Raw genomic sequence first — 26,162 nt, forward strand, 5'->3', positions numbered from 1 at the left:
CGTCCCCGTCCGGGCCGGCCTGGTATTGGACGGATTTCACATCTCCGGGGTGAATCCCGGCGCCGCCTGCTCCGGGGTGAACGCGGCGCGCTGCGCCTTCGCGTAGGCCGAGGGCGTGACCCCGGTGTGCCGGCGGAAGTCGCGGATGAAGTGGCTCTGGTCGAACCACCCGTACGCTGCGGCCAGCCCCGGCCAGTCCACCGGCCCGTAGACGTCGATCGCGGCCAGCAACGCCCGCAACCGGAGGATCCGCGACAGCACGCGCGGGGTGAGGCCGACGATCTCGGTGAACTCCCGGTCGAGATGCCCGTGCGAGACGCCCAGTTCCCGCGCCAGCGCCGCGATTGCGCGTAACGGATCGGCTTCGAGCGCTCGCACGGCCCGTTCGCATCGCAGCAGGGCGGGGCTCGGCGGTCCGGGCTTCAGCGCCCTTTCGACCGTGTCGAGCGAGCCGTTCCCTTGCAGCTCACGGCGCAACTCGGCCGCCCCCGGCCAGGGCACAACCTTTCCCCGTACGGGGGCAGGCCGCAGGCCGAGAATCGTCCGGCACCCGATGGCCGTCGTCACGATGCCGTAGCAATGTGTCTCGCCGAGCGGCTCGTTGAGGACGGGACGGTCGTGCGGCCCGAGCAGGAACCCGTCACGCGCGACGAACTCCGGCCCGTCCCCGGCTACCAGCCGGATCGGATCACCGAGCACCACCACGGCCACGGTCGACCCGGTCGGCGCGATCCGTTCCCGGCGATAGTCGATCCGTCCCCGGGCGAACCAGATCGACTCGACGAACCGCGCCAGCTTCGGAGGACGCCGCTCCTCGTAGACGAACTCCATGGTCACCAACCCGGCCGCGTCCCAGTTTCACCGCGGCATCATGTCATCACCGGGCGCACCCGGCCGAGCACCGCCGCGGCGGCCACGGCGGGCAGCGTCGTCACGACGACGAACTGAATCAGGCACAAGGCCGCAACAGCGCCCATGTCTCTCCTGGTACCCCGTCGTGAACGAAATCCCGCGACATCACCCGTTGACTTCCCAGTGATGAATCTGAAACCTTGAATCCCTGTCCACGAAAAAACTTGGCAACAAGTTGAAATTTTGTGGCAGAAGTCCCCCATCCCCGTTGGCCGTCGAGACCCCGAACCTCGGCGGCCACACGCGCACACCTAAGAGGACTTCATGAGAGGACGAAGACTCGTCACCGGCATCCTGGCGACCGCCCTGGTCACGGCCGGGATCTCCGCCGGCCCCGCGCACGCCGCCGGCGGGCCCAACCTGGCCCAGGGCAAGACCGCCACGGCGAGCGGCAGCAACGGCCAGTACGGGGCCGGCAACGTCACCGACGGCAACGCGAGCTCCTACTGGGAGAGCCCGAACAACTCGTTCCCCCAATGGGTGCAGGTCGACCTGGGCAGCGCGGTCAGCATCGACCAGGTCAAGCTGAAGCTGCCCCCGCCCGCCGAGTGGGCCACCCGCACCCAGACGCTCAGCGTCCTGGGCAGCACGAACAACTCCAGCTGGAGCACGCTGTCGGCGAGCGCCGGCCGCACCTTCAACCCGGGCAGCGGCAACACCGTCACCATCGACTTCACCGCCGCCACCGTCCGATATGTCCGCGTCAACATCACCGCGAACACCGGCTGGCCGGCCGGGCAGCTGTCCGAGCTGGAGGTCTACGGTGTGGCCGGGCAGGAACCCGACCCGGACCCCGACCCGCCGACCGGCGTCAACCTGGCCGCGGGCAAGACGATGGAGGCGTCCAGCAACGTCTTCAACTTCGTCGCCGCCAACGCCAACGACAACAACCTCGCCAGCTACTGGGAGTCCAACGGCTTCCCGGCCACGCTGACCGCCAAGCTCGGCTCCGACGCCACCGTCACCGGCGTGGTCGTCAAGCTCAACCCGGACGCCGCGTGGGGTCCGCGCACGCAGAGCATCCAGGTGCTCGGCCGCGCGTCGGGCGCCTCGACGTTCACCTCGCTCAAGGCGCGCGCCGACTACGCGTTCGGCAGCGGCAACACGGTCACCATCCCGGTGTCCGGCCGGGCCGCCGACGTGCAGCTGCAGTTCTTCAGCAACACCGGCGCGCCCGGCGGTCAGGTCGCCGAGCTGCAGGTGCTCGGATCGTGGGCCCCGAACCCGGACCTGGTCGTGACGGGCCTGTCCTGGAGCCCCGCCACACCCGACGAGTCCTCGACGATCACGGTGACGGCCACCGTACGCAACCTCGGCAGTGTCGCCTCGGCGGCAACCACCGTCGATGTGCGGCTGGGCGGCAACACCGTGGGCAGCGCGAACGTCGGTGCGCTCGCCGCGGGCGCCTCGACCACCGTCACCGTCAACGCGGGCCGCCGGGCGCAGGGCTCCTACCAGGTGTCCGCGGTTGTCGACCCGGCGGACACCGTGGCCGAGACCGACAACGCGAACAACACGCTGGTTTCCGGCTCACCCCTGGTCGTCGCTCAGGCGCCCGGCCCCGACCTGCAGGTTCTCAGCGTCACCCCGAACCCGGCCAATCCCGCGGCCGGCACGGCGGTCACCTTTGCGGTCGCCGTGAACAACCGGGGCACCAGCGCCGCGGCGGCCAGCGTGACCCGGGTGGCGGCCGGCAGCACCACGCTCAACGCGAACACCGGCACGATCGCGGCCGGCGCCACGGTCACCGTCAACGTCGGTCCGTGGACGGCGAGCAGCGGCGGCGCGACCGTCACCGCCACCGCCGACGCCACCAACGTGATCGCCGAGACCAACGAGAACAACAATTCCCGTACGCAGTCGATCGTGGTCGGGCGAGGCGCGGCCACCCCGTACGTGTCCTATGAGGCCGAAGCCGCCCGCTATCAGGGCGCCCTGGTCGAGGCGGACCCGCTGCGCACCTTCGGGCACACCAACTTCGGCACCGAGTCGTCGGGCCGCAAATCAGTGCGCCTGAACAGCACCGGCCAGTTCGTCGAGTTCACCTCGGTCAACCAGGCCAACTCGATCGTCGTTCGGAATTCGATCCCGGACGCCCCGAACGGCGGCGGCCAGAACGCGACGATCAGCCTGTACGCCAACGACCAGTTCGTGCAGAAACTGACACTCTCGTCGCGCAACAGCTGGCTGTACGGCACCACCGACGACACCGAGTCGCTTTCGAACACGCCGTCGGCGGACGCGCGCCGATTGTTCGACGAGTCGCACGCGCTGCTGTCCCAGTCGTACCCGGCCGGCACCCGCTTCAAGCTGCAGCGCGACTCTGGCGACTCGGCATCGTTCTACATCATCGACCTGATCGACCTGGAACAAGTGGCCCCGGCGCTCAACCAGCCTGCCGGCTGCGTGTCCATCACCAATTACGGCGCGGCGCCGAACGACGGCATCGACGACACGGCGGCCATTCAGCGCGCGGTCACCGACGACGAGAACGGCGTGATCAGCTGCGTGTGGATCCCGGCCGGGCAATGGCGTCAGGAGCAGAAAATCCTCTCGCCCGACCCGAACCGGGGCCAGTGGAACCAGAAAGGCATCCGGAACGTGGTCATCCGCGGCGCCGGCATGTGGCACACGCAGCTCTCCACGAACACCGAGCCGCAGAACGTCGCCGGCAACATCAACCACCCGCACGAGGGCAACGTCGGGTTCGACATCGACGACAACACGCAGATCTCCGACCTGGCCGTCTTCGGCATGACCACGAACCGGGCGAACCGCGGCCACGGCATCAACGGCCGGCTCGGCAAGAACACGAAAATCAGCAACGTGTGGATCGAGCACGTCAACGTCGGCGCCTGGGTCGGCCGCGACTACTCCGACACGCCCGCCTATTGGAACCCGGGCGACGGGCTCGAGTTCAGCGGCATGCGTATCCGGAACACGTACGCCGACGGCATCAACTTCAGCAACGGCACACGCAACTCGCGGGTGTTCAATTCGACGTTCCGCACGACCGGTGACGACTCGCTGGCCGTGTGGGCGAACCCGAGGGTCCGCGACGCCTCGGCCGACTCCGCCAACAACAACCACTTCGTCAACAACACGGTGCAACTGCCGTGGCGGGCCAACGGCATCGCCATCTACGGCGGCGCCGGCAATTCCGCCGAGAACAACCTGATCTACGACACGATGAACTACCCGGGCATCATGCTGGCCACCGACCACGACCCGCTGCCGTTCGGCGGGACGACGCTGCTCGCCAACAACGGCCTTTACCGGGCCGGCGGCGTGTTCTGGAACGAGGATCAGGAATTCGGGGCGATCACTCTCTTCCCGCAGGGCAAGGACATCACCGGCGTGACGATCCGCGACACCGAGATCCTCGACTCCACCTACGACGGGATCCAGTTCAAGACCGGCGGCGGCAACATGCCGAACGTCGCCATCACCAACGTCCGCATCGACAAGTCCAACAACGGCGCGGGAATTCTCGCCATGAGCGGCGCCCGCGGCAACGCCGTCCTCACCAACGTGAACATCACGAACTCGGCCGACGGCGATGTCGTCATCCAGCCGGGCTCGCAATTCCGCATCAACTGATTTCCGTGACATCGGCGGTGTTCGGCTCCCGGGCCGGACACCGCCAATTCACACGTACGCCTCGTCACCTCCCACCACCGCACCGGCGCCGAACCGGGGGTTCCTCGCGGCCCGGTCGGTGGTCACGCCGCGTAGCGCGGGCTCCGGCCGTGGCGGGTGGTTGCGCTCGACGCGGTCCCGCCCGCTCCACGGCTCGGCTCGGGCGGTGTGTTCAGCGGCGAGGCCGACGGTGGATGCCGTTTGTCCGGGCGATCCCGGGGTAACCGCGCCGTCCAGGGTGAACGGACGGAAGGACTCTCATGACCGACGAGCACGAGATCGACCGGGGCGCTGCCGAAGAGGGTGCGGGCAGCCCGCTGACCCCCACCGAGGTCCAGGCGAGCCGGCGGCCACCGTCGGAGCCGGACCCGGAGCGCTTCCCGTCGGGTGACGACCGTGAGGCCGAGTAACACCGTCTCGGGGGCGCTGCTCGGGCTGGGGGTCGCGGCGTTCGCCGACGAGACCGTGTTCCACCAGTTGCTGCACTGGCACCACTTCTACGACAAGTCGACTCCCGCGGTCGGGCTGGTCTCCGACGGCGTCTTCCACGCGGTCAGCTTCTTCGCCGCGGTGGCGTCGCTGTTCCTGCTGGCGTCGCTGCGGCGGACCGGCTCGTGGCAGCCCCGGCGCTGGTGGGGCGCGTTGCTCACGGCGGCCGGGGTGTTCCAGCTCTACGACGGGACCGTGCAGCACAAGCTCCTGCGGCTGCACCAGATCCGCTACGACGTGGACGTCACCCCGTACGACTGGACGTGGAACATCATCGCCGTCGCGCTGATCGTCGCCGGGGTGGTGCTGCTGGCCCGCTCGCGCACCGACCGCGTCGCGGAACCGGCTTGATCGCGCTGCTGATCGCTGCTGCCCTCGTCTACGCGGGGGCGGTGTTCCGGCTGCGCCGCCGTGGCGTGGACTGGCCGCCGGGCCGGGCGCTCGCCTGGTATCTGGGCATCGCCGCCGCCGTGGCCGTGCCGGGGCACGCGCACACGTTCCGCGACCACATGATCGGGCACCTCGTGCTCGGGATGGGCGCGCCGCTGCTGCTCGTGCTCGCCCGGCCCGTGACGCTGGCATTGCGCGCCCTGCCCGTACGAGCAGCCCGCCGCCTGGCCCGGGCGCTGCGCAGCCGCCCGGTCGTCGTGCTGACCCATCCCGTGACGGCGGGAGTCCTCGACGCCGGCGGACTCGTCGTTCTCTACACCACCGGCCTGCACTCGGGCGGTTTCCTCGTCGGCCTGCACCTGCTGCTCACCGGCTACCTCTTCACCGCCGCCGCCGTCGGCCGCGACCCCGCCCCGCACCGCCCCGGCCCGGCCGTCCGGTCGGCCGTGCTGATCGCCTTCATCGCGGTCCACGGCATCCTCGCCAAGCATCTGTACGGCCACCCGCCACCGGGAGTACCCGCCGCCGAAGCCGAGCAGGCCGCCCAGCTCATGTACTACGGCGGCGACCTGCTGCACCTGGCCGTCATCGTGCTGCTCTGCCGCGAGCTGTTCCCCTCCCCCACCCGGGCGTGGCGCCTGCCGCCCAGCCCCGCCCCGGCCGCGTGCCACAACTCCCCGGTCACCGCCAAGTCCTCCGCCTGATCGCGCGGCGTTCGATTGGTGACCGGTTCGCGGACGTTTTCGCCGGCTCGGACGGGGAATTCGACGATCATGCAGCCTGAGACTCCGACGCAGCCGTTGCCGATCGCCCGGGTGAACGTGGGCATGACCGTTGCCGACTCGGCCGGGGAGGAGGTCGGCACCGTGACGGCCGTGCAGATGCCGGGGACGGATGTGCGGCCCGACCTGCCGGCCGGGGTCGCCGAGCACCTGATGGCGGCCGGGTACCTGCGCATCGACGGCACGGGACTGCTCTCCAACGACGTCTACGCGGCCGGTGACGAGATCGCCGAGTCGGTCGAGGGCGAACCCGCCACGGTCACCCTGAACGTCTTGCGGGAAGACCTCGCGCGCGCCTGAGTGACCACCCGCCACGGCCGGAGCCCGCGTTACGGCCTTGCGGCCCGCCTGGGTCGCGAGGGGCGGCGAGTTCCGGCGTTGCTTCTGTGGGAGGTGACGAGGCGTACGGGATGGCTTGTGGGGTGGTCTGTCACGGGTTGCGCCGATGACATATCGTGCCGGAGTGGTTGCCTTGCGTCACTCTGGAGGGTTGATGGCTCGCCGCTGGCATGTGGGCGCGTTCGGGGTTATGGCGGTTTTCGCGCTGGCCTGTGAGGCGGGCGCGGGTGGCGCGGGAGGATCGGAGCCGACGGGGGCGCCGCCCAAGGGGTATCCGTCGTCGATGGCGGCGCTCGGCGACTCGATCACGGCGGGTTTCGGCAGCTGCGGGGCGTTCCTGGTGTGCGGGCGCAACTCGTGGGCGACGGGCACGGCCGACGCGGTGGACAGCCATTACCGGCGGATCCTGGCGAAGAACCCGCGGATCAGGGCGAAGGCGCGCAACTTCGCGCGGCCGGGAGCCAGGGCCGGCGATCTGCCCGGGCAGGTGGCGCAGGCGATCGACATGAAGGCCCAGTACGTGACGATCCTGATCGGGGCCAACGACGCCTGCGCGGGGTCGACCGCCGCGATGACTTCGGTGAGCACGTTCCGCAGCCGCGTCGACCGGGGGCTGAACCGGCTCAAGAAGGGCCTGCCCAAGGCGGACGTGCTGGTCGTCGGCATCCCGGACGTGTACCGGCTGTGGCAGCAGGGCCGCAAGAACGATCGCGCGGTGCGGGCGTGGCAGCGGTTCGACACCTGCCAGTCGATGCTGGCCGACCCGACCTCGACCGACGACGCCGACAACAAGCGGCGGCGGGACGTGCGGGCCCGGATCAACGACTACAACGACGAGCTGGCCGAGGCGTGCGCGAAGTACGGCAGCCGGTGCCGCTGGGACGACGACGTGCACGAGGCCGGTTTCAGCCTCGACCTCGTCAACCAGGTCGACTTCTTCCACCCGGACGCGGAAGGCCAGGCCGAACTGGCTGACCTGACGTACGGATTCAAATAGTCTGCAACCCTTTACCGCCCCGGCGCCGACATAGAGGCAACAGGACGGGGAGGAACCGGATGCGGGCCGACAAGGACCGGGATTACGTCGAATACGTGCGGGTGCGGCTGCCGCGCCTGCATCGCATGGCGTACATGCTCTGCTCGGACGCGCACCAGGCCGACGACATCGTGCAAGCCACGCTCACCGCGCTCTACGTGCACTGGCGCCGGGCAACCACGGCCGACAACATCGACGGGTACGTGCACCGGATCATGGTGCGGCGCTACCTGGACGAGCGTCGCCGCCGGTGGTCGCGGGTGCTGCTGGGCGATCACGTGCCGGAGGTGGCCGAGGCGGCGCCGGGAGCCGACAACGGGTACGGCGACCGGGACGCGTTGGCCACCGCTCTGCGCAAGCTGCCGAAGGGGCAGCGGGCCGTGGTGGTGCTGCGCTATTTCGGCGACCTGACCGTCGAGCAGACGGCCGAGGCGCTGGGTTGTTCGACGGGCAACGTCAAGAGCCAGTGCGCTCGTGGGCTGGCCACTCTCCGCGCGACGATGGCCCCGGTGGCCGAAAGGGAGCGGTCGTGAACAACGACGAACAGCAACTGCGGGAGCGGCTCGAGGCGATGACGGCGCCGACCAGCCGGCTCGAGGCCGAAACCCTGCTGCAGGCGGGCCGGCGCCGGTCCTTTCGCCGCCGCTCGTGGCAGGCGGCGAGCGGGGTGGCGCTCGCAACCGGACTTGTGGTGGCGGTGCCCATCGCGCTGAGGACGCCGGACGCACCGGATCCGGTGATCGTGGCCGACAAGCCGACGCAGTCGGCGGCGGCGAAGGTGAAATGCAGGTCGACTCCCCTTCCGGTGCCGAAGGGCGCCAAGGAGGCCACGGCCGAGGGCGTCGACCCCACCGGGCGGTACATCATCGGGCACGATTCAAAGGGGCAGGACTTCCTGCCGATCCTGTGGACCGACGGCGTGCCGCAGCGGCTGCCCCAGGTCGAGGACTCGGTGCAGCTGACGACGGTGAACGCGAGCGGCGTGGTGGCCGGCCTGGCGACCTCGGACAACGAGGAGTACGCCTTCCGCTACGAGAACGGGCAGTACACCCGGCTCAAGACGCCGCCGGGCCAGTGGACGATCTATCCGTGGCCGACGATGAACGCCGCCGGTGACATCGTCATCAACGCCGAGCCCAAGGGCAACAGCGGGGGCAAGGACAGCATCGCGCTGTACTGGAAGGCGGGCACGACCGAGGCGGTCACGCTGCCGCTGCCCACGGAGGCCAACGTCTACGACATCACCGACGACGGCCTGATCGTCGGCGGCAAGTATGTGAAGGGCGAGGCGCGCGAGGCGTACGCGTGGGACCTCTCCGGCAAGGGCACCAAGCTGGACACGCCGTCGGGCACCAAGTCGGTCGCATACGCCGTCGAGGGCGACTGGGCCACCGGCGGTCTGTGGCGCGGCGACGAGGACGCCAAGGTGGGGCTCTGGAACGTGCGGACGGGCAAGCGCACCGCGGTCGACGGCTCGGGGCCGGGTGACGCCGTCAACCGGGACTCCTGGGTCGTGGCGGCGGGCGCGGCGTACCGCGACGGCAAGCGGCTCGACCTGGACGCGCCCAAGGGGCAGGAAGTGTTCGTACGCGGGGTCTCGAACACGGGTGTGATCGTGGGCGTCACGCGGGCGCCCGTCGGCAACGAGCAGTACGGCCCGAAGACGTGGAAGTGCTGACGCCTTAGCGGCGGCGGGATGGTGGGGCGGCCCAGACGAACCGGGGCGCGGCGGCCGGCAAGGCCAGGGCGCGGTAGCTCGGCTCGACCGGCCGTCCCCTGTCCGGCGGGCGCCAGATCGGCGGCGGGCCCCACCAGATGACCCGATCGCCGGTCGGCTGAGGCAGCACGGGCAGCGGCGGCGCGCCCAGCGCGTGGCGGGGCGCCTGGGGCGGCAGGGCCTTGGACGGCTCCTCGGCCGCCTCGACATGGGTGGCGTGAGTCGCGGGGGCGGTGGCCAGCACGATCGCCGCCCCGACGGTGCAGGCGCAGGCGATGCCCGCGGGCAGCAGCCAGCCGTCGCGAACGGTGTCACCCAGGAACGCGACGGCCACGATGGACGGCGCCATCACCTCGGCCGTCCAGTGGATCGCGGTGACCGGGCCGACGTCGCCGTGCTGCAGGGCATGCGCGTACAGGGTCATGCCGGTGCCGGCGAAGACCAGCAGCGCGGCGGTCAACGGCTCGGTGACCAGGATCAGCCCGGTCTCGCCGGCGCTCGCGCCCGCGGGGATCGGCAGCGAACGGCCGACCAGGGCCGCGCCGCCCAGCGACAGGCCGGCGCAGGCCGCGATGACCCCGCCGGGCGCGTCCACCTTGACCGCGCCGTAACCCACCAGCACCATCGCGGCGGCCGCACCGCAGAGCGCGAAACGCAGCTCGCCGGGGGTGTGCACCTCGTGCTGCGGGGCGGCCGAGAAAGCCAGGAAGGTCAGCGAGACGATGGTGACCAGGATTGCTGCCGAGTCTCGGCGGCGCAGGCGGGAACCGAGCCAGATGCGGGCGCCGAGCACAGTCAGCGCGAGCGAGCCGGCCAGGATCGACTCGACGACATAGACCGCGAGCTGCTGCAACGCGATGATCGCGCCGACCCAGGCCAGGATGTCGAAGAAGATGCCGGCCAGGTAGAGCGGGTGGGCCATCGTCTGGGCCGTGCCCCGGCTGCGGCGGGCGCCGACGGCCTGCAGAATCGAGGCGGTCGCGTAACAGAGCGAGCCGAAGATGGTGATCGCCAGCGCGAACCACCCGGCCCCGGTCATTGCCGGGACCAGACGCCATGACGCTGTGTCGATCGAGCAACCACGATTTGATGATATGCGGGCGGACCGGTTCTAGATAGTGGCCGTGGCGAGAACCTGACCCGCGTACGTCTCCACCTGCACCGCCGCCACGTCGGCCGGAGCCACCAGCGCGCTGCCGTCGACAGTGGTGCCCTCACTCGCGCCGGTCTCGCTGACCAGCCAGCTCCCGGCGAACTCACGGCGGCCGTCGCTCGCCACCACGAACAGGCGGCACTGCGAACCGGCCGGCACCCCGGCCACGGTGGCGCTGAGCCGCACCCAGCCCGCCGCCGGGGTCAGGGTCACGTTCATCGCCGTTCCCGTCGCGCGGTCGAGCGCCGTCAGCACCCGGGGCGCGGGCGCGCTCGCCGCCGCCACCACCGGCGCGTCCGTCGTGGGGGCGGCGCCGGAACGACCCACGTACAGGCCGCCCGCCAGCGCGACCACGGCCGCCGCGACCCCGGCCAGCGTCCACAGCGCGCCACGCCGCCGGGCATGGCTGCGGCCCTCCTCGCGTACCTGGTTCAAGGTGCGGCGCAGAAGCAGGTCACCGTCGGGCGGCGGGCCCTCCAGGAACGCCTCCGGCGGGATCTCGCCCAGCCGCTCCTCCATCTCGCGCAGGTCGCCCAGCTCGCGACGGCACTGCGGGCAGTCCTCGACGTGGGCGTGCACGGCCGCCCACTCGTCGTCGTCGAGAACACCCAGGGCGTACGCCCCGAGCTGCTCGGTCTGGTGCCCGTTCATGAGACTCCCGTCGGCTCGGCGGCACGCAGCGCCTCCCGCAACCGGCGCAACGCCTGATAGCTGCGGGACTTCACCGTCTCGGCCTCCAGACCGAGCGACGCCGCCGCCTCTTTGACGTCACGCCCCTGGAAGTACAACTGGTTCAACGCCTCACGCTGCTCGGGCGGAAGGGCGCCGACGGCGACGAGCATCTCCATCGGCCCGGCGGGCACCCCGGGCACGCCCTGCTCCGTCGCCACGGCTCGCACAATCGGAAAAAGATGCGCCCGTACGGCACCCCTGTCCTCGCTCAGGGCGGCACCCGCGGACCAGGCGCGCAGCAGGGTCTCGCGAACGATCTCCTCGGCGCGCGCACGATCGCCGCTCAACCGGGTCGCGTACGCCAGCAGGGCCGCGCCGTGCTCGGCGAACAGCCGGCGCACGAGCACCTCACCGGCCGTCCGGTCGCGTCGGCTCACCCCTTGTTCCCCTTTGTCACCCTTTATTCCCCGACCCGTAGGATCGAGATGGTGTTGTCGCCGCCGTTCGAGACGTAAGCCAGTCGGCCGTCGGGCGAGACCCCCACCGTACGGGGGCTCTTGCCGACCTTGACCGTCGCGGTGACCGTGCCCGTACGCCCGTTGAGCACCGAGACCGTGCCGTCGAACTCGTTCACGACATACCCGTACCGGCTGTCGGCCGAGAACGCGACGCTCTGCGGGTCGCGTCCCACCTTGAACGGGCCGGTGCGCTTCAGGGTGACCGTGTCGATCAGGTCGGCGGTGTCGGCCTCGTACCCGGCGACCAGTGCCATCCGCCCGTCCGGCGAGACCGCGATGCTGTGCGGCGCGCGTGACACCGGGATGTTACGGATCACCGTGTTGCTCCGCATGTCGATCACCGAGACCGCGTTGGACTCGTGGTTGGCCGTGAACGCGCGCATCTGGTCGCCCGAGAAGCCCACGGCGTGCGGGTTGGGCCGCACCGGCAGCTCCGACTCCATGCGCAGCGTGCCAGGGGTGAAGATCTCGAGCCGGCCGTCGCTGTGGATCGGCACCCAGAGCTTGTTGTCCGGGGCCACGGCCAGCGTGTACGGCATGTCCCCGGTGTCCAGGTAGCGGATGACCTTGCGGCTGGTCGCGTCGACGACCGCCACGCCGCTGCCGGTGCGCTTGTCGTCCTCGTACATGGAGACGAAAACCGTACGGCCGTCGCGGGACACCGCCACGAAGCGGGGCGTGTTGCGCACCTGCACCGGGGAGACCTTGCGGCTGGCGACGTCCACGACGGACAGGATGCGGCTGTTCTGGTTCGCCACATAGACCGTACGGCCGTCGGGCGAGACGGCGACACCCTCGGGCTCGGCGCCGACCCGCACCGTGGCGATCACCCGGGGTCTGGCGACGCTTTTCACGCGCGCGGCGGCCAGCGGGACCTTCGTCAGGCCGGGGGCCGGGGTCTGCTTGAGCTCGGCGGCGGCCGGCTGCTCGCTGGGCAGGGGCGCGGCGACGATCGGGTTGGCCGGGGTGCGGCGATCGTCGAGCAGGGTCATCGCGACACCGGCGCCGCCCAGCACCACCAGGGAGGTGAGAATCGCGACGAGGATCGTGGTGCCGATCTGGCGGCGGGCGGGCGGGGGCGGCGCGGGCAGGACGGTGACACGGGCGGGGCCGTAGCCGCCGGCGACCATTCCTCCGTCGTACGTGCGCAGGCCGGCGGGCTCGCCACCACGGGAGGTGCCGTAGTCGGCGGGGCCGTGGACCGGCGGCGCGGCGCTGGTGACCTGACCCGTGACCCGGACCTCGGCCCAGCCGGCCGGACCGCGGACGGTCACCGAGCCGTCCAGCCAGTCCGACCTCGGCAGCCACATGATCCGCAGCGTGCGGTCGTGGAGCATCGCGCGCAGGCCCGGGCCCGAGACGGTGACCGTGGCGCCGGCGACGGCCAGCGGCGGGCCCTCGACCCGTACGTCGGCGACCAGGCGCGGCGTCTCGGCGGCGACCGGGCCGAAATCGATGCGCTCGGGATCGAGGCGTACGGCTGTGCGTTCCAGCGCTGCGGCAGCGGCGGCTGACACGGCACGGCTGTCGTCGTCGGTCATCTGCTGCAGCACCTGGCGGGCGGCGTGCGCCATCCCCAGGTCGGCGCCCCAGGCCAGGCGGGCGAGCCCGTCGATCCCGGCCAGGCGAGACTCCCGGATCGGACTGCCGATCTCGGTCAACACACTCTGCGGTAGCCCAGTTTCACTCATAGTGTCCCCGCGATCATCATGCGGTGACGACAGTCCTCAAGGGAAGACGCCGGGTGAAATTGGCACCATCCGATGTTGAGCTGCCAAAATCGCCAGGTTCAAGGTGGACGCGAAGGTCACCCGGGCCCAGGAGAAGCCTTCCACCACCGGTCGCCCCAGGTTCGGATGGTGGATTGTCGACCTCTTCGGGCCCGGGTTCTGCGCCTGCGGTCAGCCGTTGCTCAGCCGCCACCCCTCGGTGGTCGTCGGCGCGTTGGCGGTCGCCCGGGTGAGCGGTCCCGAAGGCGTGCAGGCGTTCAGTCCGCCGACCCACCGGTACTCCTGCACGTCGTACGTGACGAGGTATGCCTCGACGCCGTACTCGCCGACCACTCGGCCGTGGGGCGGGACGACAGCCGTGGTCGACACGCCGATCGCAGTGGTGCGGCTCCGCTGGATGGTGCTGCTGAGATTGGTGGTGAGGAACCCGAAAAGGGATGCGGACGTTCCCGCCGTCACGCTGATCGAGAACGTTTTCGACACCTGCGACGTGAACGTCGCCTGGGCCGGCTGGTCAAGATTGTTGGTGACGGACCTGCTGTCGCTCACGTTGAACGCCGGGACCGCGCCGACCAGGGAGTAGAGGTAGGCGTATCCGCCGACGATTCCGCGGATGGTGCCGGGCGGGCATGGGGTGGCGGCGAGGGCAGCGCCTGGGGTGACGGCGACCGCAAGTGCCGAGACGAGCATCGACGCGGCAGCGGCGCCGGCCCACCTCCGGGTGGGACCGTGCGAATTGGGCATCTGGCTCCTCCATCATCCGGACAAGAGACGAGCACGGCGCCGTGTGGCCGCCCGTCTGATCGGCTGGGCTCGACAGGGACATGATGGTGAGTGGTCCGCGAGGCGGGTACGCATTCCGTACAACGCCGTACATCGACGAACACGTGTTGCCCGCACCATCCGGCCGGAACTCAGGTGTGCGGTCAGGTCCAGCCGCGGGCACGGATTCGCGCTACCGCCGTCGAAAGCAGCCGGACACCGCTCACCGATATCGGGTCGACGCCAGTCAATGTTCGAATGTGTTCCAGGCGATGCGCCACCGTACCGGGCTGGATGTTGAGTGCGGTTGCTGTCGCCGTCCGGTCCAGGTCGTTGAGATAAAGAGCGTCGAGGGTGGCTACCAGTTCCGGGTTGACGGCCAGCGGCTGCACCACCGCGCGAAGCCACGAGTCCACCCTGGGGACGTTAGTCACGGACAGCTCGACGAAAAGATCCGCGATGGCGTGCAGACGTGCGGGGCGGTCCTCCATCGGGGCGACAACGCTGGCCTCCCGCGCCCAGGTGAGGCTGTCGGCGAGGCTTCCAACCCTGCCGTCGACCGTTGCGGCCTGGCACGGGCGCCCGACCGTCTTCACGGCCAGGCGTACATGGTCCAGCGCCCGCGCCTGAACCGCTTCACCGACGCCCGGTGTGAGTAGTACCAGTTCGTCGGGAGCGAGCCATGCGACCGGGACCAGGCGGCGGGCCAACGCCCGTGACGCCTCGTCCCGTGCTTCCGGCGGCGGAGCAGGCGGGGGAAACCGAAGCACTGACACGAGATGACGCGGCGCCACCGGGGAGTCGAGCGCGCCGACAAGTATCGGCTCCACCGGTTCGTCCGAGAGCAGCGCCCGCGCGAGGAACTCAGTGCGCGTTGTCAGCACCTGAGACGCGTCCACGCCGTTCATGTAGCCGCGTAGGTACGCCTGCCGCGCGCGTATGCCTTGCGGGCCGAACCAGCTCACAATCCGCAGCAGGTCGTTGACGTGATCGGGACGCGACATGTCGTGCACCTCGCGCAGCATCGCCGTGGTGTGCAGACTGAGGACCTTTTGCTGCGACGGCACGGACAAGCCAAGTTCGGCCCGGCGCCGACCGGCCGACGCGATCACCGACAGGTCCGCGTCGCTCAGCGGACGCTCCGCCGCCGCGAGGTCGAGGGTGCGTCGCCGGATGAAGACAGCGAAGTCCAGCACGTCGGTCAAGCTGTCGGCACCGGCCGAGCGATATTCGTCGACTTCACGCGCGTACACGTCGACCGCGTGCCGAGCGTTGATCTCCACCTGATCGCGCAACAGCTGGAACAGGGAGCCAGGACGCGCTGGGTCCTGCACAGCCTCCGGTGCGGTAACACCGGGGCCGGCTTGTCGCGCGCGGCGGTTCTCCTCGACCCGGTCGCGCGCCTCGGCCAGGGCGCCCTGCTCGGCCGGAGTGGCACCGAGGAGAGCGACCAGCGCGTCGAACCGGTCGGTGGGCGGCAGCGTCTTCGCGGTGAAGTATTCGGCGATCGCCGTCGGGGACCAGCCGGTGCGGCCGGCCATCTCCCGGTAGGTGAGCGGACTGTCGCGGCCGCGGCGGGCGTGTCGACGCCGGAGATCCCGCAGCAACTGAGCGAGGTCGGCGATCGTCCGGACGCCGGCGGCGGCCGGCATCAACGGGTTGCCGGTCTGCTGCGCTGATCCGTCCAGCACCCGGATACTCCCTCGACGTCGGCGCTCCGGCCGGGTGCGGTGGGCGTCGGCCTGGTGCAACGAATGGCCCTGCTGCGAACGAGCCCCAGCCCGCCATCGTCCGACTTCTATGCGCGGACGATGGTCCTCATGCAACGACCTGCCCGTTTCCGGCAGGTTTCTCGGGCATGAACTCCGCGTGCCGTCAGGATCGACCGGCCTCGCATGCGGTGGGTCACGGAAGGGCAAGATCGGCATCTGGACCGGCACCAACGCCGGCCGCTCGGGCAGCAGTTCTGGCGCCGGTCGAGCAGTCCGGGCAAGCCTGGCTGAGCGAAAGAGCCGTCGTTCGCAGAGGGGCACAAACCGTACTCGTTGATGGAGTTTAGAGAAATGGCTCCTACAGTCGATGGATGGAGATGGAGGTGCTCCGGCCCGCGGGCAGTGAGCGGACACCACCCACGGTTGGGGAGCCGCGGCCTCCGAACTGGTGGAAACGCCCGGACGTACGCCGAAGAATCGCCCTGGGCGTGGTCGTCGCATGGGCCGTGGCGATCACCGGAGTGGTGCTGTTCCGGGGCGGCGGCGACGACCCGGGGGCGCGGGCAGGCGCACCTCCCTCGGTTGCGCCGTCGTCGGACGGGCCGCTCACCGTCCCGCAGGTGTATCAGGCGCTGCGGCCCTCGGTGGTGCTGATCAAGGCGACCGGCAGCGGGCAGGGCGCCGACACGGGCACGGGCGTGATCGTCAACGCCGACGGCACCATCCTCACGGCGTTTCACGTCGTCGAGGGCGCCAAGACGATCACCGTCTCGTACGCCGATGGCACCGAGTCGCCGGCGACGGTCGCGTCGCAGAGCCCGGCGCAGGACATCGCCACCCTCAGCCCCCAGAAGCTGCCCGAGACCCTCGTGCCGGCCGTGCTCGGCGGTGGCGCCGGGATCGGGGACGCCGTCGTGGCCGTCGGCAACCCGCTCGGGCTCACCGCGACCACCACCAGCGGCGTCGTCTCGGGCCTCGAACGCACGCTCAGCCGCGACGAGGGCGGCGACATCGCGGGGCTCATCCAGTTCGACGCGGCGGTCAACCCGGGCAGCTCCGGCGGGCCGCTCATCAACGACCAGGCCCAGGTGATCGGAATCGTGGTCGCCCTCGCCAACCCGACCGACGACGGCACCTTCATCGGCATCGGCTTCGCCGTCCCGATCGGCTCCGCGCTCGGGGCCGGCCAGGGCGACGGCCAGAACCCACCGCTGTAACCAGCGCCGGAGAGCACAGAGGGACGGACGTATGAACATGCCGGCACGCGGCGCCTACAACTGGACCGACGCCCCGCCGGCCTCGGCCGGTCCCATCGAGAAGGTGCTCTACGAGGTCAAGAAGTCCATCGTGGGCCAGGACATGCTGCTCGAACGGCTGCTCGTGGCGTTGCTCGCGCGCGGGCACATCCTGGTCGAAGGCGTGCCCGGCCTGGCCAAGACGCTGGCGGTGAAGTCGCTGGCGGAGGCGATCGGCGGCGACTTCCACCGGGTGCAGTTCACGCCCGACCTGGTGCCGGCCGACATCGTGGGCACCCGCGTCTATCACCAGCCGACCGGCGAGTTCCAGGTGCAGCTCGGGCCGGTCTTCACCAACCTGCTGCTCGCCGACGAGATCAACCGCGCCCCGGCCAAGGTGCAGTCGGCGCTGCTCGAGGTCATGCAGGAACGGCAGGTGACGATCGGCCGCGAGACCCACCGGGTGCCCAACCCGTTCCTGGTCATGGCCACGCAGAACCCGATCGAGACCGAGGGCACCTATCCGCTGCCCGAGGCGCAGACCGACCGTTTCATGATGAAGGTGCTCGTCGGTTATCCCAGCGCGACCGAGGAGTTCGTCGTCGTCGAACGGGCGCTCGGCCCGGCCGCGGTCATCCAGCGCATCATCGACCCGGAGACGCTGGCAGGGCTGCAGGAGGAAGCCGATCGGGTGTACGTGGACCCGTCGCTGATCGAGTTCGCGGTGCAGCTCGCGCACGCCACCCGCGACCCGGCCCGCATCGGCCTGACCGACCTGGCCCGCTACGTGACCTTCGGAGCGAGCCCACGGTCGTCGATCAGCCTGGTGCTGGCCGCCCGGGCGCTCGCGTTCATCAGGGGACGTGAGTACGCCGTACCGGAGGATCTGACCGACCTTGTTCTGGATGTGATGCGACACCGGCTCGTGCTGTCGTACGAGGCGCTCTCGGACGATGTCACGGCCGACTCGATCCTGCAGAAGGTGCTGGCCAACGTGGCGATCCCGGAGCCGGCGGGCCGGGGCCGCTGACATGGCCTCCCCCTCGGACAGGCTGCTGCGGCGCCTCGAGTGGCGGCTCGGCCGTCGCCTCGACGGACGGTTGCAGGGCAATTACCGCACGGTGTGGCACGGCGCCGGCGTCGACTTCACCGACCTGCGGTTGTATGCGGCCGAGGACGACGTACGGCATATCGACTGGAACGTCACCGCGCGGCTCGACGAACCGCACGTGCGGCAGTACACCGAGGACCGCGAGCTCACCGCGTGGCTGGTGATCGACCGGTCCGCGTCCATGCGATTCGGGAGCGGCGCGGGCAAGGAGTCGACCGCCACCGAGCTGGCCGTGAGCATCGCGCGGCTGATCTCGCGGGGCGGCAACCGGGTCGGGGCGATCCTGTTCGACAACCTCAGCCACCAGGTGATCCCGCCGCGCGCCGGCCGCGACCAGGTCCTGCGGATCACCCGCGAGTTGCTGCTCCCCGCCCCCAAGGCCAAGCCGGGCCGCACCACCGACCTGTCGGAGATGCTCCGCCTGGCCGCGGCGACCACAGCGAAACGCCGCAGCCTGGTCTTCGTGATGAGCGACTTCATCGGCGAGCCCGGCTGGGACAGGCCGCTCGCCCGGCTCAACCACCGGCACGAGGTCGTGGTGATCCGCGTGGTCGACCCGGCCGAGGTCGTGCTCCCCGACTTGGGCGTGATCCTGGTCGAGGACGCCGAGACCGGCGAGCAGCTGCTGGTCGACACGAGTGACCCGTTGCTGCGGGACCGGCTGGCCGATCAGACGGCGGCCCGCGAGGAGGAGCTGGCCGCCGGCATGCGCCGGGCCGGAGTCGGCGCCCAGCGGGTCACCACCGATCAGGACCTGATGGCGGTGCTGGTCGACATGGTCGGCCGTTCGGGCCGGAGGCGTTGAGTGAGCTTCCTCCATCCGGCCCTGCTCGCGGTCGCCGTGCTGGTCACGGTGGCGGCCGTGGCGGCGTACGGGAATCTGCAGAGGCGACGGACCGCGGCGATGCGCCAGGCCGGGTTCGCGCCCCAGAACGCGTGGCGCAGGCACCTCCCGTACGGGCTGATCCTGCTGGCTCTTCCGGTTCTGCTCGTGGGGCTGGCCCGGCCGCAGGCTGAGGTCACGACGCCGCGCGTGTCGGGGACCGTGCTGCTGGCGTTCGACGTGTCGAACAGTATGCGCGCCGACGACGTGGCGCCCTCCCGGCTCGCCGCGGCCCAGACGGCGGCGACCAGGTTCGTCGAGGAGCAGCCGCGCACGGTCGACGTGGGGGTGCTCGTCTTCGGCGACCAGGCGCTGTTGACCCAGGCCCCGACCGACGACCACGACGCCGCGCTGGCGGCGATCGGGCGGCTGTCGGCCGGCGGCGGCACCTCGCTCGGGCAGGCCATTCTGGTCGGGCTGGGCACGATCACCGGCAAGCCGGTCGCGCTGCCCGCGGAGGGCGCGCCCGCGCCTGATCTGGGCTACTGGCCGTCGGCGACGATCGTGGTGTTCTCCGACGGGCAGGAGACCGGCGGGCCCGACGTCGGGGCGGCCGCCGAGCTGGCCGCGGCCGCGGGCGTACGCATCCAGGCCGTGGGCGTGGGAACCGAGCGCGGCGGAACCGTTGAGGTGGACGGGTTCCAGCTCGGCACGGCGCTTGACGCGTCGCTGCTCACGGCCGTGGCGCAGACGACCGGGGGCGCGTACCTGCCGGCCGGCGACGCGGACACGCTGACCGACACCACCAAGTCGATCGACCTGCGGCTGACCGCCAAGAAGGAGCCGCTCGAACTGACCGCGCCGTTCGCCGGCGCCGCCCTGCTGCTGCTCATGCTGGGCGCCGTGCTCGGCACCCGCTGGCACGGAAGGATCGTCTGATGTCGTTCAGCTGGCCGTGGGCCCTGACCGCCTTGCTCGCGGTTCCGCTGCTGCTGGCGATCCGCTGGTGGCTCAACCGCCGGCGCAAGCGTTCGGCGGTCACGGTGTCGAGCGTGGCGCTGATCCGGGCCGCGCTGCCGGGCCGTACGTCGTGGCGCCGCCGCATCCCGGTCGTCCTGTTCCTGGCCGGGTTGCTGTCGCTCGGGTTCGCGCTGGGCCGGCCCGAGGCGTCGGTGTCGGTGCCGTCGAACAGCACGTCGGTGCTGCTGGCGATCGACGTGTCGGGGTCGATGTGCTCGACCGATGTACAGCCCAACCGATTCACGGTGGCGACCGACGCGGCCCGGGACTTCATCCGCGAACAACAGGACGGCACCCGGATCGGGCTGGTCGCGTTCTCCGGCATCGCGGGCCTGCTGGTCGCGCCGACCACCGACAAGGATTCACTGCTCGACGCCATCGACACCCTGCGGACAGCCCGGGGAACGGCCATCGGCCAGGCGATCCTGACGTCGATCGACGCGATCGCGGAGAGCAACCCGCGGGTCGCCAAGACGGGCGTCGACCTGAGCACCCCGCCGGGGCAGCCGGGTGACTTCGAGCCGGACACGATCGTCGTGCTCACCGACGGCTCGAACACCACCGGCGTCGACCCGGTGACCGCGGCCGAGCAGGCAGCGGCCCGGCGGGTGCGCGTCTACACGATCGGCTTCGGCACCACCCAGCCGGCGCCGATGGTGTGCACGGCCGACCAGATCGGCGGCGACTCCCCGTTCGGCGGCGGCCGGGCATGGGGCGGTGGTCGCGGCGGCGGGCCCAACCTGCAGATCGACGAGGAGGCGCTGACCCAGGTGGCCGACACGACCGGCGGGCGTTACTTCCGGGCCGAGGACGCCGACCAGCTGGTGGACGTCCTGACCGACCTGCCGCGCGAGTTCAACCTGCGCGAGCAGGAGGTCGAGGTCACGTTCTGGTTCGTCCTGGCGGCGTCCCTGTTCGTCGTGACAGCGGTCGGCCTCAGCCTCTGGTGGAACCGGCCGGCGTCCTACAAGCCGCCCTCCAAGTAGAGGGGATGGCCGGCGGCGCGGGCCCGCTGGGCGGCGGTCATGCGACGGGCCAGCGGCGGCGAGAGCAGCGTGGCGGCCTCGGCGCCGGTGCACCAGCGATGGCTCTTCAGCTCGTCGGCGGGCAGTGTGATGCGCTCGGCCTGCTCGGCGGGCAGCACGCCGGCGTCGAAGACCAGCATCAGCCCGTCGGGGCGGCCGGGCTGGTCGGGGCGGGGCGGTGACCAGTCGATGACCAGCAGGTCGGTCACGGGTACGACCAGGCCGAGCTCTTCCAGCAGTTCACGCTGGACGCCCGTACGCGGGGACTCGCCAGCCTCGACCACCCCACCCGGAATCTCCCAGTTGTCCTTGTACGTGGGCTCGACCACGAGGAACCGGCCGGCGTCGTCGGTGAGCAGCGCGCCGGCGCCGACCAGCTTCGTGGGCAGATGGGTCCAGAAATCACCCAATGTCATGGGACGACGGTATCCCCCGGGCCGAACCGCGGGCTGCTTCCACGGGGTAGCGCCGGCCCGCCTCCTCCAGCTTTTCCACCGCCGCCTCGACCAGGTCGATGCCGAGCACGTCGGCCAGCCGTACGAGGTAGATGGTCACGTCCCCGATCTCGGCGCGCACCCGTGGCCCGAGCTCAGGGTCGCTCATCACCGCGCTCGCCTGTTCGGGGGTGAGCCATTGCAGCTCGGCCAACAACTCCCCCACCTCGCCGCCGAGGGCCATGGCCAGATTCTTGGGCGTGTGAAAGCGTTCCCACTCCCGCTCCCGGGCAAAGGCACGTACGTGTTCGGTCAGCTCACCAAGAGAAGAAGCCACGCCCAACACCTACCAGAGCGGCCGTCGTAAACGGAACGTCACCACCGTCCTCGGCAATAGGTGGCGCGATCGACGGCTACCGAGAGTGCCGACAGGCGGGCGCGCAGTGGTGAAGGCGCGCCCTGTCACTCCGCTTGCGCCACACTACTTTCCGATATCCAGCCAGGAAAAAGCACTGATCATCGATCTTCGGAGAAGAACGTGCCCGAGGCGACGTCAACATCGGCATCGTCCCACGGACAGTAGTCATCAGGGGTGAAACTGACCAAGGGGGAAGGTGCGAGGGATGCTGACGGAGTCGCTCTCTGAATACGGAGTGGTGGCGCTGGCTCTCGGTCTCGCCGGCGCGGCAGCGGGGCTGGCACGAACGTTCATTACACATCGGACACGGTTGAGGGAGGAACAAGAGGCGTCTGTCCGGACTACGGCCCGGATGACCGGACTGATCGGGCTGGCCGCGGCACATCACAAGGATCTTCGGATCATGGAGCGGGATCGCGACGGGCACCGCGTGGTCGAGCTGGGTAGGTCGAGAGTCCCGGCCACCGCCGAGCACAAGGAGACGGCGTGAACGCGGTGGAGGGTTCGGCCGCCCTGACTCCGGCACCCGACGGGACGGAGGGACCGGAAGCCGACGCCGAGCGCCTTGCGGCACAGCACAAGCAGGAGTTCGAGGGCTTCGCCAAGAAGAGCTATCACCAGGCCGAGCGGGTCCTTCGAGCCGGCTGCTCCGATCGGCAGACTGTCGAGGACGCCCTTCACGACGCCTACCTGCACGCACGCGTGAAGTGGGAGAAGCTGCGGGACTACGACAAGCCGATCGGGTGGGTGATCAAGACCGCGCGGAACAAGATACTCAAGGAGCACACGCGCAGTCGTCGCGAGGCCGCAACGGCGCCGCACGAGCTACCGGCGACGTCGACCGCCGATGTCGCCGACTCCCACGGGGCTCAGGATGCCCTCAACCGCTGGCTGCAGCGCATTCCCCCTCGCCACGCCGAGGTCTTTCAGATGACGCAGGAGGTCTTTACCGACCAGCAGATCGCCGACACGCTCGGTATCGCCGAGCGCAGCGTCCACCACTACCGAGCCCTTGCCTTGAAGCGCCTGCGCGAGCTGGCCGCGGCGGACGGGTTCACCACACCGTGCCGGAGCCCGCGCGAAGGAGGCGACCGTGGACCTCGATGACATCCTGGCGCTTGCCAAGTCACATGAGCCAAGCCCGCTGGAGCTGGCCCGCGCCCGCCGCGTGGCCCGGGCCGCCGAGGTCGCCTACCGTTCAGCGGTAGCCGAGGGACACGAGATTGTCGTCGACACGGACGTGGCCGAGTCCGCCGCCGAAGACCACGACGAGTCCGCGCGGATCGCCCGTGCCGCGCAGTTGGCTCAGCTGGGTGTCATCACACTGACCATCGGCTCCGGGCGTAGCAACCGGTTCGACCACCTCGCCCTGTCGGACCAGATGGCGATGATTCTCGGACGCGCACCGGGAGCACTTCATCCGACTCCGCAGTCGCTTCTCGACATGATCCATCCCTCGGACCTCGAGTCCTTCCAGCATGCGGTCGAAACGGCATGGAAGAGGTGTGAGCCGGATGAGCTCACCTTCCGGGTGTTCCAGGCGAACGGTGGGGTCTGCTACCTGCACTGTCACATCGAGGTCTTCGACAAGGGCGAGTCGCCGGTCGGGGTCATCCTGACCGGCGAGGATGTGACGGTTCTCGAACTCGCCCGTCAGGAACGTGCCCGGCTCGCCATCCGCAGCCAGATGCTCTGTGACGACGTCGCGGCCGCGGACCTCGTCACCGGTCTGCCGACTCGTGGCTACTTCATCGACGAGGTCGACCGAGCCCGCCGCACGGGAGGCGGCGCTGTCGCCGTCGTGGCGGCCGAGCCTGCCACTCGCTTGCCGGCCAAGGGCAGCGATGCTGATCACGATCGGCTGGCGGCTTCCATCGCCCGGCTCTTGCGCACCGCCGCAGGAACGGACGTGACATGCGGTCTGGCCGGTCCTGGACTCTGGGGAGTACTGCTCCCGGGGGCCGACGGGCAGTCCGCGGAGGTCATGGCGTACGAGGTGGTGGACACCTTCCGGCGTTACCTGTTCGCCTGCGCGCGGGGAACGGTGCGTCTCAACGCTTGGGCCGGAGTGGTGCGCTTCGAGGCGGGACGCACAGACACCGGCTTCGACCTGCTGATCGACGGCGAGGAGGCCGCGCGCGCGGCTCGTCGCAGAGGCGCGGCCGTTCACGTTCTCGAAGAACCCGTCGCGGCTGAGGTGCGGACAGAACAGTGCCGAGCCTCGGTGCGGGAGACGGTGGCGAAGGATCGGTTCGCGCTGTTCGCGCAGCCCATCGTCGACCTTGCGTTGAACAAGGTCACCCGGCATGAGATCCTCCTGCGGGTACGGGACGAGGCAGGCGGGCACAAGGCGCCCTGGGCCTTTCTCGACATGGCTGAACGCGTTGGCGAGATCCTCACTGTCGACCGGTGGGTCATCGATCATGCGTTGCAGCTCATCGGTCAGAGCGCGCAGACGTCGCACTATCAGATCAACGTCTCCGGTCAGTCCCTGTCCGACCCCGGCCTACTGGGTTATGTGTCAGAGGCGATCCGCCGTCACAACGTGCGGCCCGAGTGCCTGACCTTTGAGATCACCGAGACCGCGCTCCTTGAGAACCGCAATGCGGCTCTGGCTTTCGCCACGGGGATCCGGCTGGTGGGTTGCCGGCTGGCATTCGACGACTTCGGCACCGGCAACGCCGCTCTCGCCTCGCTCAAGCACTTCCCCGTCGACCTCGTCAAGATCGACGGAACGTTCGTAGTCGGTCTTCGGGAGTCGCCGACCGATCAGGCGTTCGTGTCGACGCTGGTGAGCCTGTGCCATGCGCTTGGGATCCAGGTGGCCGCCGAATTCGTTCAGGACGAGGCGACCCTCGCACTTCTTACGCGCTACGGCGTGGATTTCGCGCAGGGCTACGAGTGTGGGCGGCCTACGCCGTTGGCGGCAGGCCTGTGTCACAAGGGTGAGTCGATCGAGCTGGAGCTGCGCCTCCCGGAGCAACGACTTGCCTCTGGCTAGGGAACAGGCGGGTGGCCCGGGGGAGCAGCCGGGCCACGCCGGAAGTCAGGGAGCGATGACGGTGCGGAGTGGGGGGAAGCCGTTGAAGCCGACGGCTGAGTACGTCGCGGTGTACGCGCCTGTTCCGTGGATACGGATCACCTCGCCGGCCGCCAGGTCCAGCGGGAGATCGTACGGGGCGTGCTGGTAGAGGATGTCGACGCTGTCGCACGTCGGGCCGGCCAGGATCACGGGGCCGGTCGGGCCGCCGCGGGTGGTGGACAGTTCGTACTGGATGGCCTCGTCCTCGGTTTCGGCCAGGCCGCCGAACCGGCCCACGTCGAGGTAGACCCAGCGCGGCTCGGCGTCGTCGTAGGACTTGCGGGCGACCAGCACGACCTGGGTGTGCAGCACCCCGGCGGGTGCGGCGACGTAGCGGCCCGGCTCGATCATGAGCGCGGGCGCGCGGTGCCCGAAGTGCCGGCGGACGGCGTCGTCGATGGCGGAGGCGAAGGCCGTGATCGGTGCGACGGGGGTGCGGTAGGGCACCGGGAAGCCGCCGCCCGCGTTGAGGATCCGCAGCGTGATGCCGGATTGTTCGAGCACCTTGAAGATCCAGGCGGCGGTGGCGATGGAGGGTTCCCACCGGTCGGGGTGCAGTTGCTGCGACCCCACGTGGAAGGCGATGCCCGCGGGGTCGAGACCGCGCAGCGCGGCCACCTTCATGAGCTCGGCTGCCATTTCGGGCACGCACCCGAATTTGCGGGAGAGCGGCCATCGCGCGCCGTCGCTCGACGCGAGGATGCGGCACAGCACCGACGAGCCGGGGGCATGCCGCACGATCTTGTCCAGTTCACCCTCGCTGTCGAAGGCGAACATCCGCACCCCACGGGCGTACGCGTACGCGATGTCCTCGCTCTTTTTGATCGGATGCCCGTAACTCAGGTCCCCGGGCGACGCGCCCGCCGCGAGACAGAGGTCGATCTCGGCACGGCTGGCGACGTCGAACTGGCAACCCGCGGCGACGAGCGCTCTGAGCAGCGGAAGTTCGGGGTTGGCCTTGACGGCGTAGTGGATGCCCGCCCCGGCAAAGGCGTCGGCGATCCGGTGGTATTGGGTGCGGGCGACGTCGACGTCGATCACCAGGCAGGGGGTTTGGCCGAGGCCGGCCTGCAGGAGCTGTTGGGCGTCTGCGGTCACTGTCATGGCTTCGTGTCCTCATCGGTGACGGGGAACGATCGGTGACGGAACAATCTTGGTGACGG

At 70.1% G+C, this 26,162-nt stretch carries 26 protein-coding genes; 16 read left to right on the forward strand and 10 right to left on the reverse strand.

The features are described from left to right. Window positions 1–36: 36 nt before the first annotated feature. Window positions 37–831, reverse strand: a complete 795-nt coding sequence (locus C8E87_RS10070; protein WP_133872839.1) for a helix-turn-helix domain-containing protein — start codon at window positions 829–831, stop codon at window positions 37–39. Between the two features lie 345 nt (window positions 832–1,176). Between C8E87_RS10070 and C8E87_RS10075 the strand changes: the two genes are divergently transcribed. The 8 genes from C8E87_RS10075 (at window position 1,177) to C8E87_RS10105 (ending at window position 9,265) form a co-directional block, all read left to right on the forward strand. Further along, on the forward strand, window positions 1,177–4,512 hold the full coding sequence (locus C8E87_RS10075) for a CARDB domain-containing protein (protein ID WP_133872840.1): 3,336 nt from the start codon (window positions 1,177–1,179) through the stop codon (window positions 4,510–4,512). 299 nt (window positions 4,513–4,811) lie between these two features. Further along, a complete protein-coding gene (locus C8E87_RS43590; protein WP_166661136.1) occupies window positions 4,812–4,961 on the forward strand; it encodes a hypothetical protein in 150 nt (49 codons plus the stop codon). Further along, window positions 4,948–5,391: a DUF2243 domain-containing protein gene (locus C8E87_RS10080; RefSeq protein ID WP_133872841.1), complete on the forward strand. Its 444-nt coding sequence runs from the start codon at window positions 4,948–4,950 to the stop codon at window positions 5,389–5,391. The genes C8E87_RS43590 and C8E87_RS10080 overlap by 14 nt, the downstream gene beginning before the upstream one ends. Then, a complete protein-coding gene (locus C8E87_RS10085) occupies window positions 5,388–6,134 on the forward strand; it encodes a cytochrome c oxidase assembly protein (protein WP_133872842.1) in 747 nt (248 codons plus the stop codon). Before C8E87_RS10080 ends, C8E87_RS10085 begins: the two co-directional genes overlap by 4 nt. Window positions 6,135–6,203: 69 nt before the next feature. Beyond that, window positions 6,204–6,512 carry a hypothetical protein gene (locus tag C8E87_RS10090; RefSeq protein ID WP_239079975.1) on the forward strand — a complete coding sequence of 103 codons (309 nt, stop codon included), beginning with the start codon at window positions 6,204–6,206 and terminating at the stop codon, window positions 6,510–6,512. A 193-nt stretch (window positions 6,513–6,705) separates the two neighbouring features. Further along, a complete protein-coding gene (locus tag C8E87_RS10095; RefSeq protein WP_133872843.1) occupies window positions 6,706–7,548 on the forward strand; it encodes a GDSL-type esterase/lipase family protein in 843 nt (280 codons plus the stop codon). Between the two features lie 59 nt (window positions 7,549–7,607). Then, the gene (locus tag C8E87_RS10100; protein WP_133872844.1) at window positions 7,608–8,120 is read left to right on the forward strand and encodes a SigE family RNA polymerase sigma factor; all 513 of its coding nucleotides are present in this window, start codon (window positions 7,608–7,610) and stop codon (window positions 8,118–8,120) included. Next, complete coding sequence (locus C8E87_RS10105) at window positions 8,117–9,265, forward strand: hypothetical protein (RefSeq protein ID WP_133872845.1); 1,149 nt, start codon at window positions 8,117–8,119, stop codon at window positions 9,263–9,265. Before C8E87_RS10100 ends, C8E87_RS10105 begins: the two co-directional genes overlap by 4 nt. Before the next feature lie 4 nt (window positions 9,266–9,269). On the opposite strand, the gene C8E87_RS10110 is transcribed toward C8E87_RS10105, so the two are convergent. The 6 genes from C8E87_RS10110 to C8E87_RS10135 form a co-directional block, all read right to left on the reverse strand. Continuing rightward, window positions 9,270–10,343 (reverse strand): hypothetical protein, encoded by a 1,074-nt coding sequence (locus C8E87_RS10110; RefSeq protein ID WP_133872846.1) that lies wholly within the window; start codon window positions 10,341–10,343, stop codon window positions 9,270–9,272. Window positions 10,344–10,415: 72 nt separating this feature from the next. Next, a complete protein-coding gene (locus tag C8E87_RS10115) occupies window positions 10,416–11,108 on the reverse strand; it encodes an anti-sigma factor family protein (protein WP_133872847.1) in 693 nt (230 codons plus the stop codon). After that, the gene (locus tag C8E87_RS10120) at window positions 11,105–11,566 is read right to left on the reverse strand and encodes a sigma factor-like helix-turn-helix DNA-binding protein (RefSeq protein ID WP_133872848.1); all 462 of its coding nucleotides are present in this window, start codon (window positions 11,564–11,566) and stop codon (window positions 11,105–11,107) included. Before C8E87_RS10120 ends, C8E87_RS10115 begins: the two co-directional genes overlap by 4 nt. A gap of 23 nt (window positions 11,567–11,589) precedes the next feature. Then, a complete protein-coding gene (locus C8E87_RS10125) occupies window positions 11,590–13,311 on the reverse strand; it encodes a YncE family protein (protein WP_239079984.1) in 1,722 nt (573 codons plus the stop codon). A gap of 237 nt (window positions 13,312–13,548) precedes the next feature. Then, window positions 13,549–14,121, reverse strand: coding sequence for a hypothetical protein (locus tag C8E87_RS10130; protein ID WP_133872850.1), 573 nt, complete (start codon window positions 14,119–14,121; stop codon window positions 13,549–13,551). 182 nt (window positions 14,122–14,303) lie between these two features. Then, window positions 14,304–15,830: a helix-turn-helix domain-containing protein gene (locus C8E87_RS10135; RefSeq protein ID WP_133872851.1), complete on the reverse strand. Its 1,527-nt coding sequence runs from the start codon at window positions 15,828–15,830 to the stop codon at window positions 14,304–14,306. Window positions 15,831–16,222: 392 nt separating this feature from the next. Here C8E87_RS10135 and C8E87_RS10140 point away from each other — a divergent pair, with 392 nt between their 5' ends. The 5 genes from C8E87_RS10140 to C8E87_RS10160 are packed head-to-tail and all read left to right on the forward strand — an operon-like array spanning window position 16,223 to window position 21,026. Beyond that, the gene (locus C8E87_RS10140) at window positions 16,223–17,068 is read left to right on the forward strand and encodes a S1C family serine protease (protein ID WP_239079974.1); all 846 of its coding nucleotides are present in this window, start codon (window positions 16,223–16,225) and stop codon (window positions 17,066–17,068) included. A gap of 37 nt (window positions 17,069–17,105) precedes the next feature. Continuing rightward, entirely contained in the window at window positions 17,106–18,116 is a 1,011-nt protein-coding gene (locus C8E87_RS10145) for an AAA family ATPase (protein ID WP_133876743.1), read from the forward strand. Between the two features lies 1 nt (window position 18,117). Beyond that, window positions 18,118–19,002, forward strand: coding sequence for a DUF58 domain-containing protein (locus C8E87_RS10150; RefSeq protein ID WP_133872852.1), 885 nt, complete (start codon window positions 18,118–18,120; stop codon window positions 19,000–19,002). After that, window positions 19,003–19,959 carry a vWA domain-containing protein gene (locus tag C8E87_RS10155; protein ID WP_133872853.1) on the forward strand — a complete coding sequence of 319 codons (957 nt, stop codon included), beginning with the start codon at window positions 19,003–19,005 and terminating at the stop codon, window positions 19,957–19,959. It begins immediately after the preceding gene. After that, entirely contained in the window at window positions 19,959–21,026 is a 1,068-nt protein-coding gene (locus C8E87_RS10160) for a VWA domain-containing protein (protein ID WP_133872854.1), read from the forward strand. The genes C8E87_RS10155 and C8E87_RS10160 overlap by 1 nt, the downstream gene beginning before the upstream one ends. Here C8E87_RS10160 and C8E87_RS10165 read toward each other — a convergent pair. Together C8E87_RS10165 and C8E87_RS10170 are read right to left on the reverse strand one after the other, a co-directional pair. Beyond that, entirely contained in the window at window positions 21,005–21,481 is a 477-nt protein-coding gene (locus C8E87_RS10165; protein WP_133872855.1) for an NUDIX domain-containing protein, read from the reverse strand. The genes C8E87_RS10160 and C8E87_RS10165 overlap by 22 nt on opposite strands. After that, window positions 21,468–21,836 carry a nucleotide pyrophosphohydrolase gene (locus tag C8E87_RS10170; RefSeq protein WP_239079973.1) on the reverse strand — a complete coding sequence of 123 codons (369 nt, stop codon included), beginning with the start codon at window positions 21,834–21,836 and terminating at the stop codon, window positions 21,468–21,470. The genes C8E87_RS10165 and C8E87_RS10170 overlap by 14 nt, the downstream gene beginning before the upstream one ends. A gap of 433 nt (window positions 21,837–22,269) precedes the next feature. On the opposite strand from C8E87_RS10170, the gene C8E87_RS45445 reads away from it, so the two are divergent. From C8E87_RS45445 to C8E87_RS10185, 3 genes are read left to right on the forward strand one after another with little or no spacing between them, the layout of a single operon-like run. Then, a complete protein-coding gene (locus C8E87_RS45445; RefSeq protein ID WP_239079972.1) occupies window positions 22,270–22,407 on the forward strand; it encodes a hypothetical protein in 138 nt (45 codons plus the stop codon). Further along, the gene (locus C8E87_RS10180) at window positions 22,404–23,024 is read left to right on the forward strand and encodes an RNA polymerase sigma factor (protein ID WP_239079971.1); all 621 of its coding nucleotides are present in this window, start codon (window positions 22,404–22,406) and stop codon (window positions 23,022–23,024) included. Before C8E87_RS45445 ends, C8E87_RS10180 begins: the two co-directional genes overlap by 4 nt. Continuing rightward, window positions 23,011–24,918 carry an EAL domain-containing protein gene (locus tag C8E87_RS10185; RefSeq protein WP_133872857.1) on the forward strand — a complete coding sequence of 636 codons (1,908 nt, stop codon included), beginning with the start codon at window positions 23,011–23,013 and terminating at the stop codon, window positions 24,916–24,918. The genes C8E87_RS10180 and C8E87_RS10185 overlap by 14 nt, the downstream gene beginning before the upstream one ends. Window positions 24,919–24,963: 45 nt before the next feature. Here C8E87_RS10185 and C8E87_RS10190 read toward each other — a convergent pair whose 3' ends face one another. Beyond that, window positions 24,964–26,103, reverse strand: a complete 1,140-nt coding sequence (locus C8E87_RS10190) for a type III PLP-dependent enzyme (RefSeq protein ID WP_133872858.1) — start codon at window positions 26,101–26,103, stop codon at window positions 24,964–24,966. Window positions 26,104–26,162 lie beyond the last annotated feature (59 nt).

It is taken from the genome of Paractinoplanes brasiliensis, assembly GCF_004362215.1.
Taxonomy (GTDB): Bacteria; Actinomycetota; Actinomycetes; order Mycobacteriales; family Micromonosporaceae; genus Actinoplanes; species Actinoplanes brasiliensis.

Coding starts and splice junctions, on each gene's coding strand:
- C8E87_RS10070 (WP_133872839.1), bottom strand. CDS start 831: ATGGAGTTCGTCTACGAGGAGCGGCGTCCTCCGAAGCTGGCGCGGTTC.
- C8E87_RS10075 (WP_133872840.1), top strand. CDS start 1,177: ATGAGAGGACGAAGACTCGTCACCGGCATCCTGGCGACCGCCCTGGTC.
- C8E87_RS43590 (WP_166661136.1), top strand. CDS start 4,812: ATGACCGACGAGCACGAGATCGACCGGGGCGCTGCCGAAGAGGGTGCG.
- C8E87_RS10090 (WP_239079975.1), top strand. CDS start 6,204: ATGCAGCCTGAGACTCCGACGCAGCCGTTGCCGATCGCCCGGGTGAAC.
- C8E87_RS10095 (WP_133872843.1), top strand. CDS start 6,706: ATGGCTCGCCGCTGGCATGTGGGCGCGTTCGGGGTTATGGCGGTTTTC.
- C8E87_RS10100 (WP_133872844.1), top strand. CDS start 7,608: ATGCGGGCCGACAAGGACCGGGATTACGTCGAATACGTGCGGGTGCGG.
- C8E87_RS10110 (WP_133872846.1), bottom strand. CDS start 10,343: ATGACCGGGGCCGGGTGGTTCGCGCTGGCGATCACCATCTTCGGCTCG.
- C8E87_RS10115 (WP_133872847.1), bottom strand. CDS start 11,108: ATGAACGGGCACCAGACCGAGCAGCTCGGGGCGTACGCCCTGGGTGTT.
- C8E87_RS10130 (WP_133872850.1), bottom strand. CDS start 14,121: ATGCCCAATTCGCACGGTCCCACCCGGAGGTGGGCCGGCGCCGCTGCC.
- C8E87_RS10140 (WP_239079974.1), top strand. CDS start 16,223: ATGGAGATGGAGGTGCTCCGGCCCGCGGGCAGTGAGCGGACACCACCC.
- C8E87_RS10145 (WP_133876743.1), top strand. CDS start 17,106: ATGCCGGCACGCGGCGCCTACAACTGGACCGACGCCCCGCCGGCCTCG.
- C8E87_RS10150 (WP_133872852.1), top strand. CDS start 18,118: ATGGCCTCCCCCTCGGACAGGCTGCTGCGGCGCCTCGAGTGGCGGCTC.
- C8E87_RS10160 (WP_133872854.1), top strand. CDS start 19,959: ATGTCGTTCAGCTGGCCGTGGGCCCTGACCGCCTTGCTCGCGGTTCCG.
- C8E87_RS10165 (WP_133872855.1), bottom strand. CDS start 21,481: ATGACATTGGGTGATTTCTGGACCCATCTGCCCACGAAGCTGGTCGGC.
- C8E87_RS45445 (WP_239079972.1), top strand. CDS start 22,270: ATGACCGGACTGATCGGGCTGGCCGCGGCACATCACAAGGATCTTCGG.
- C8E87_RS10190 (WP_133872858.1), bottom strand. CDS start 26,103: ATGACAGTGACCGCAGACGCCCAACAGCTCCTGCAGGCCGGCCTCGGC.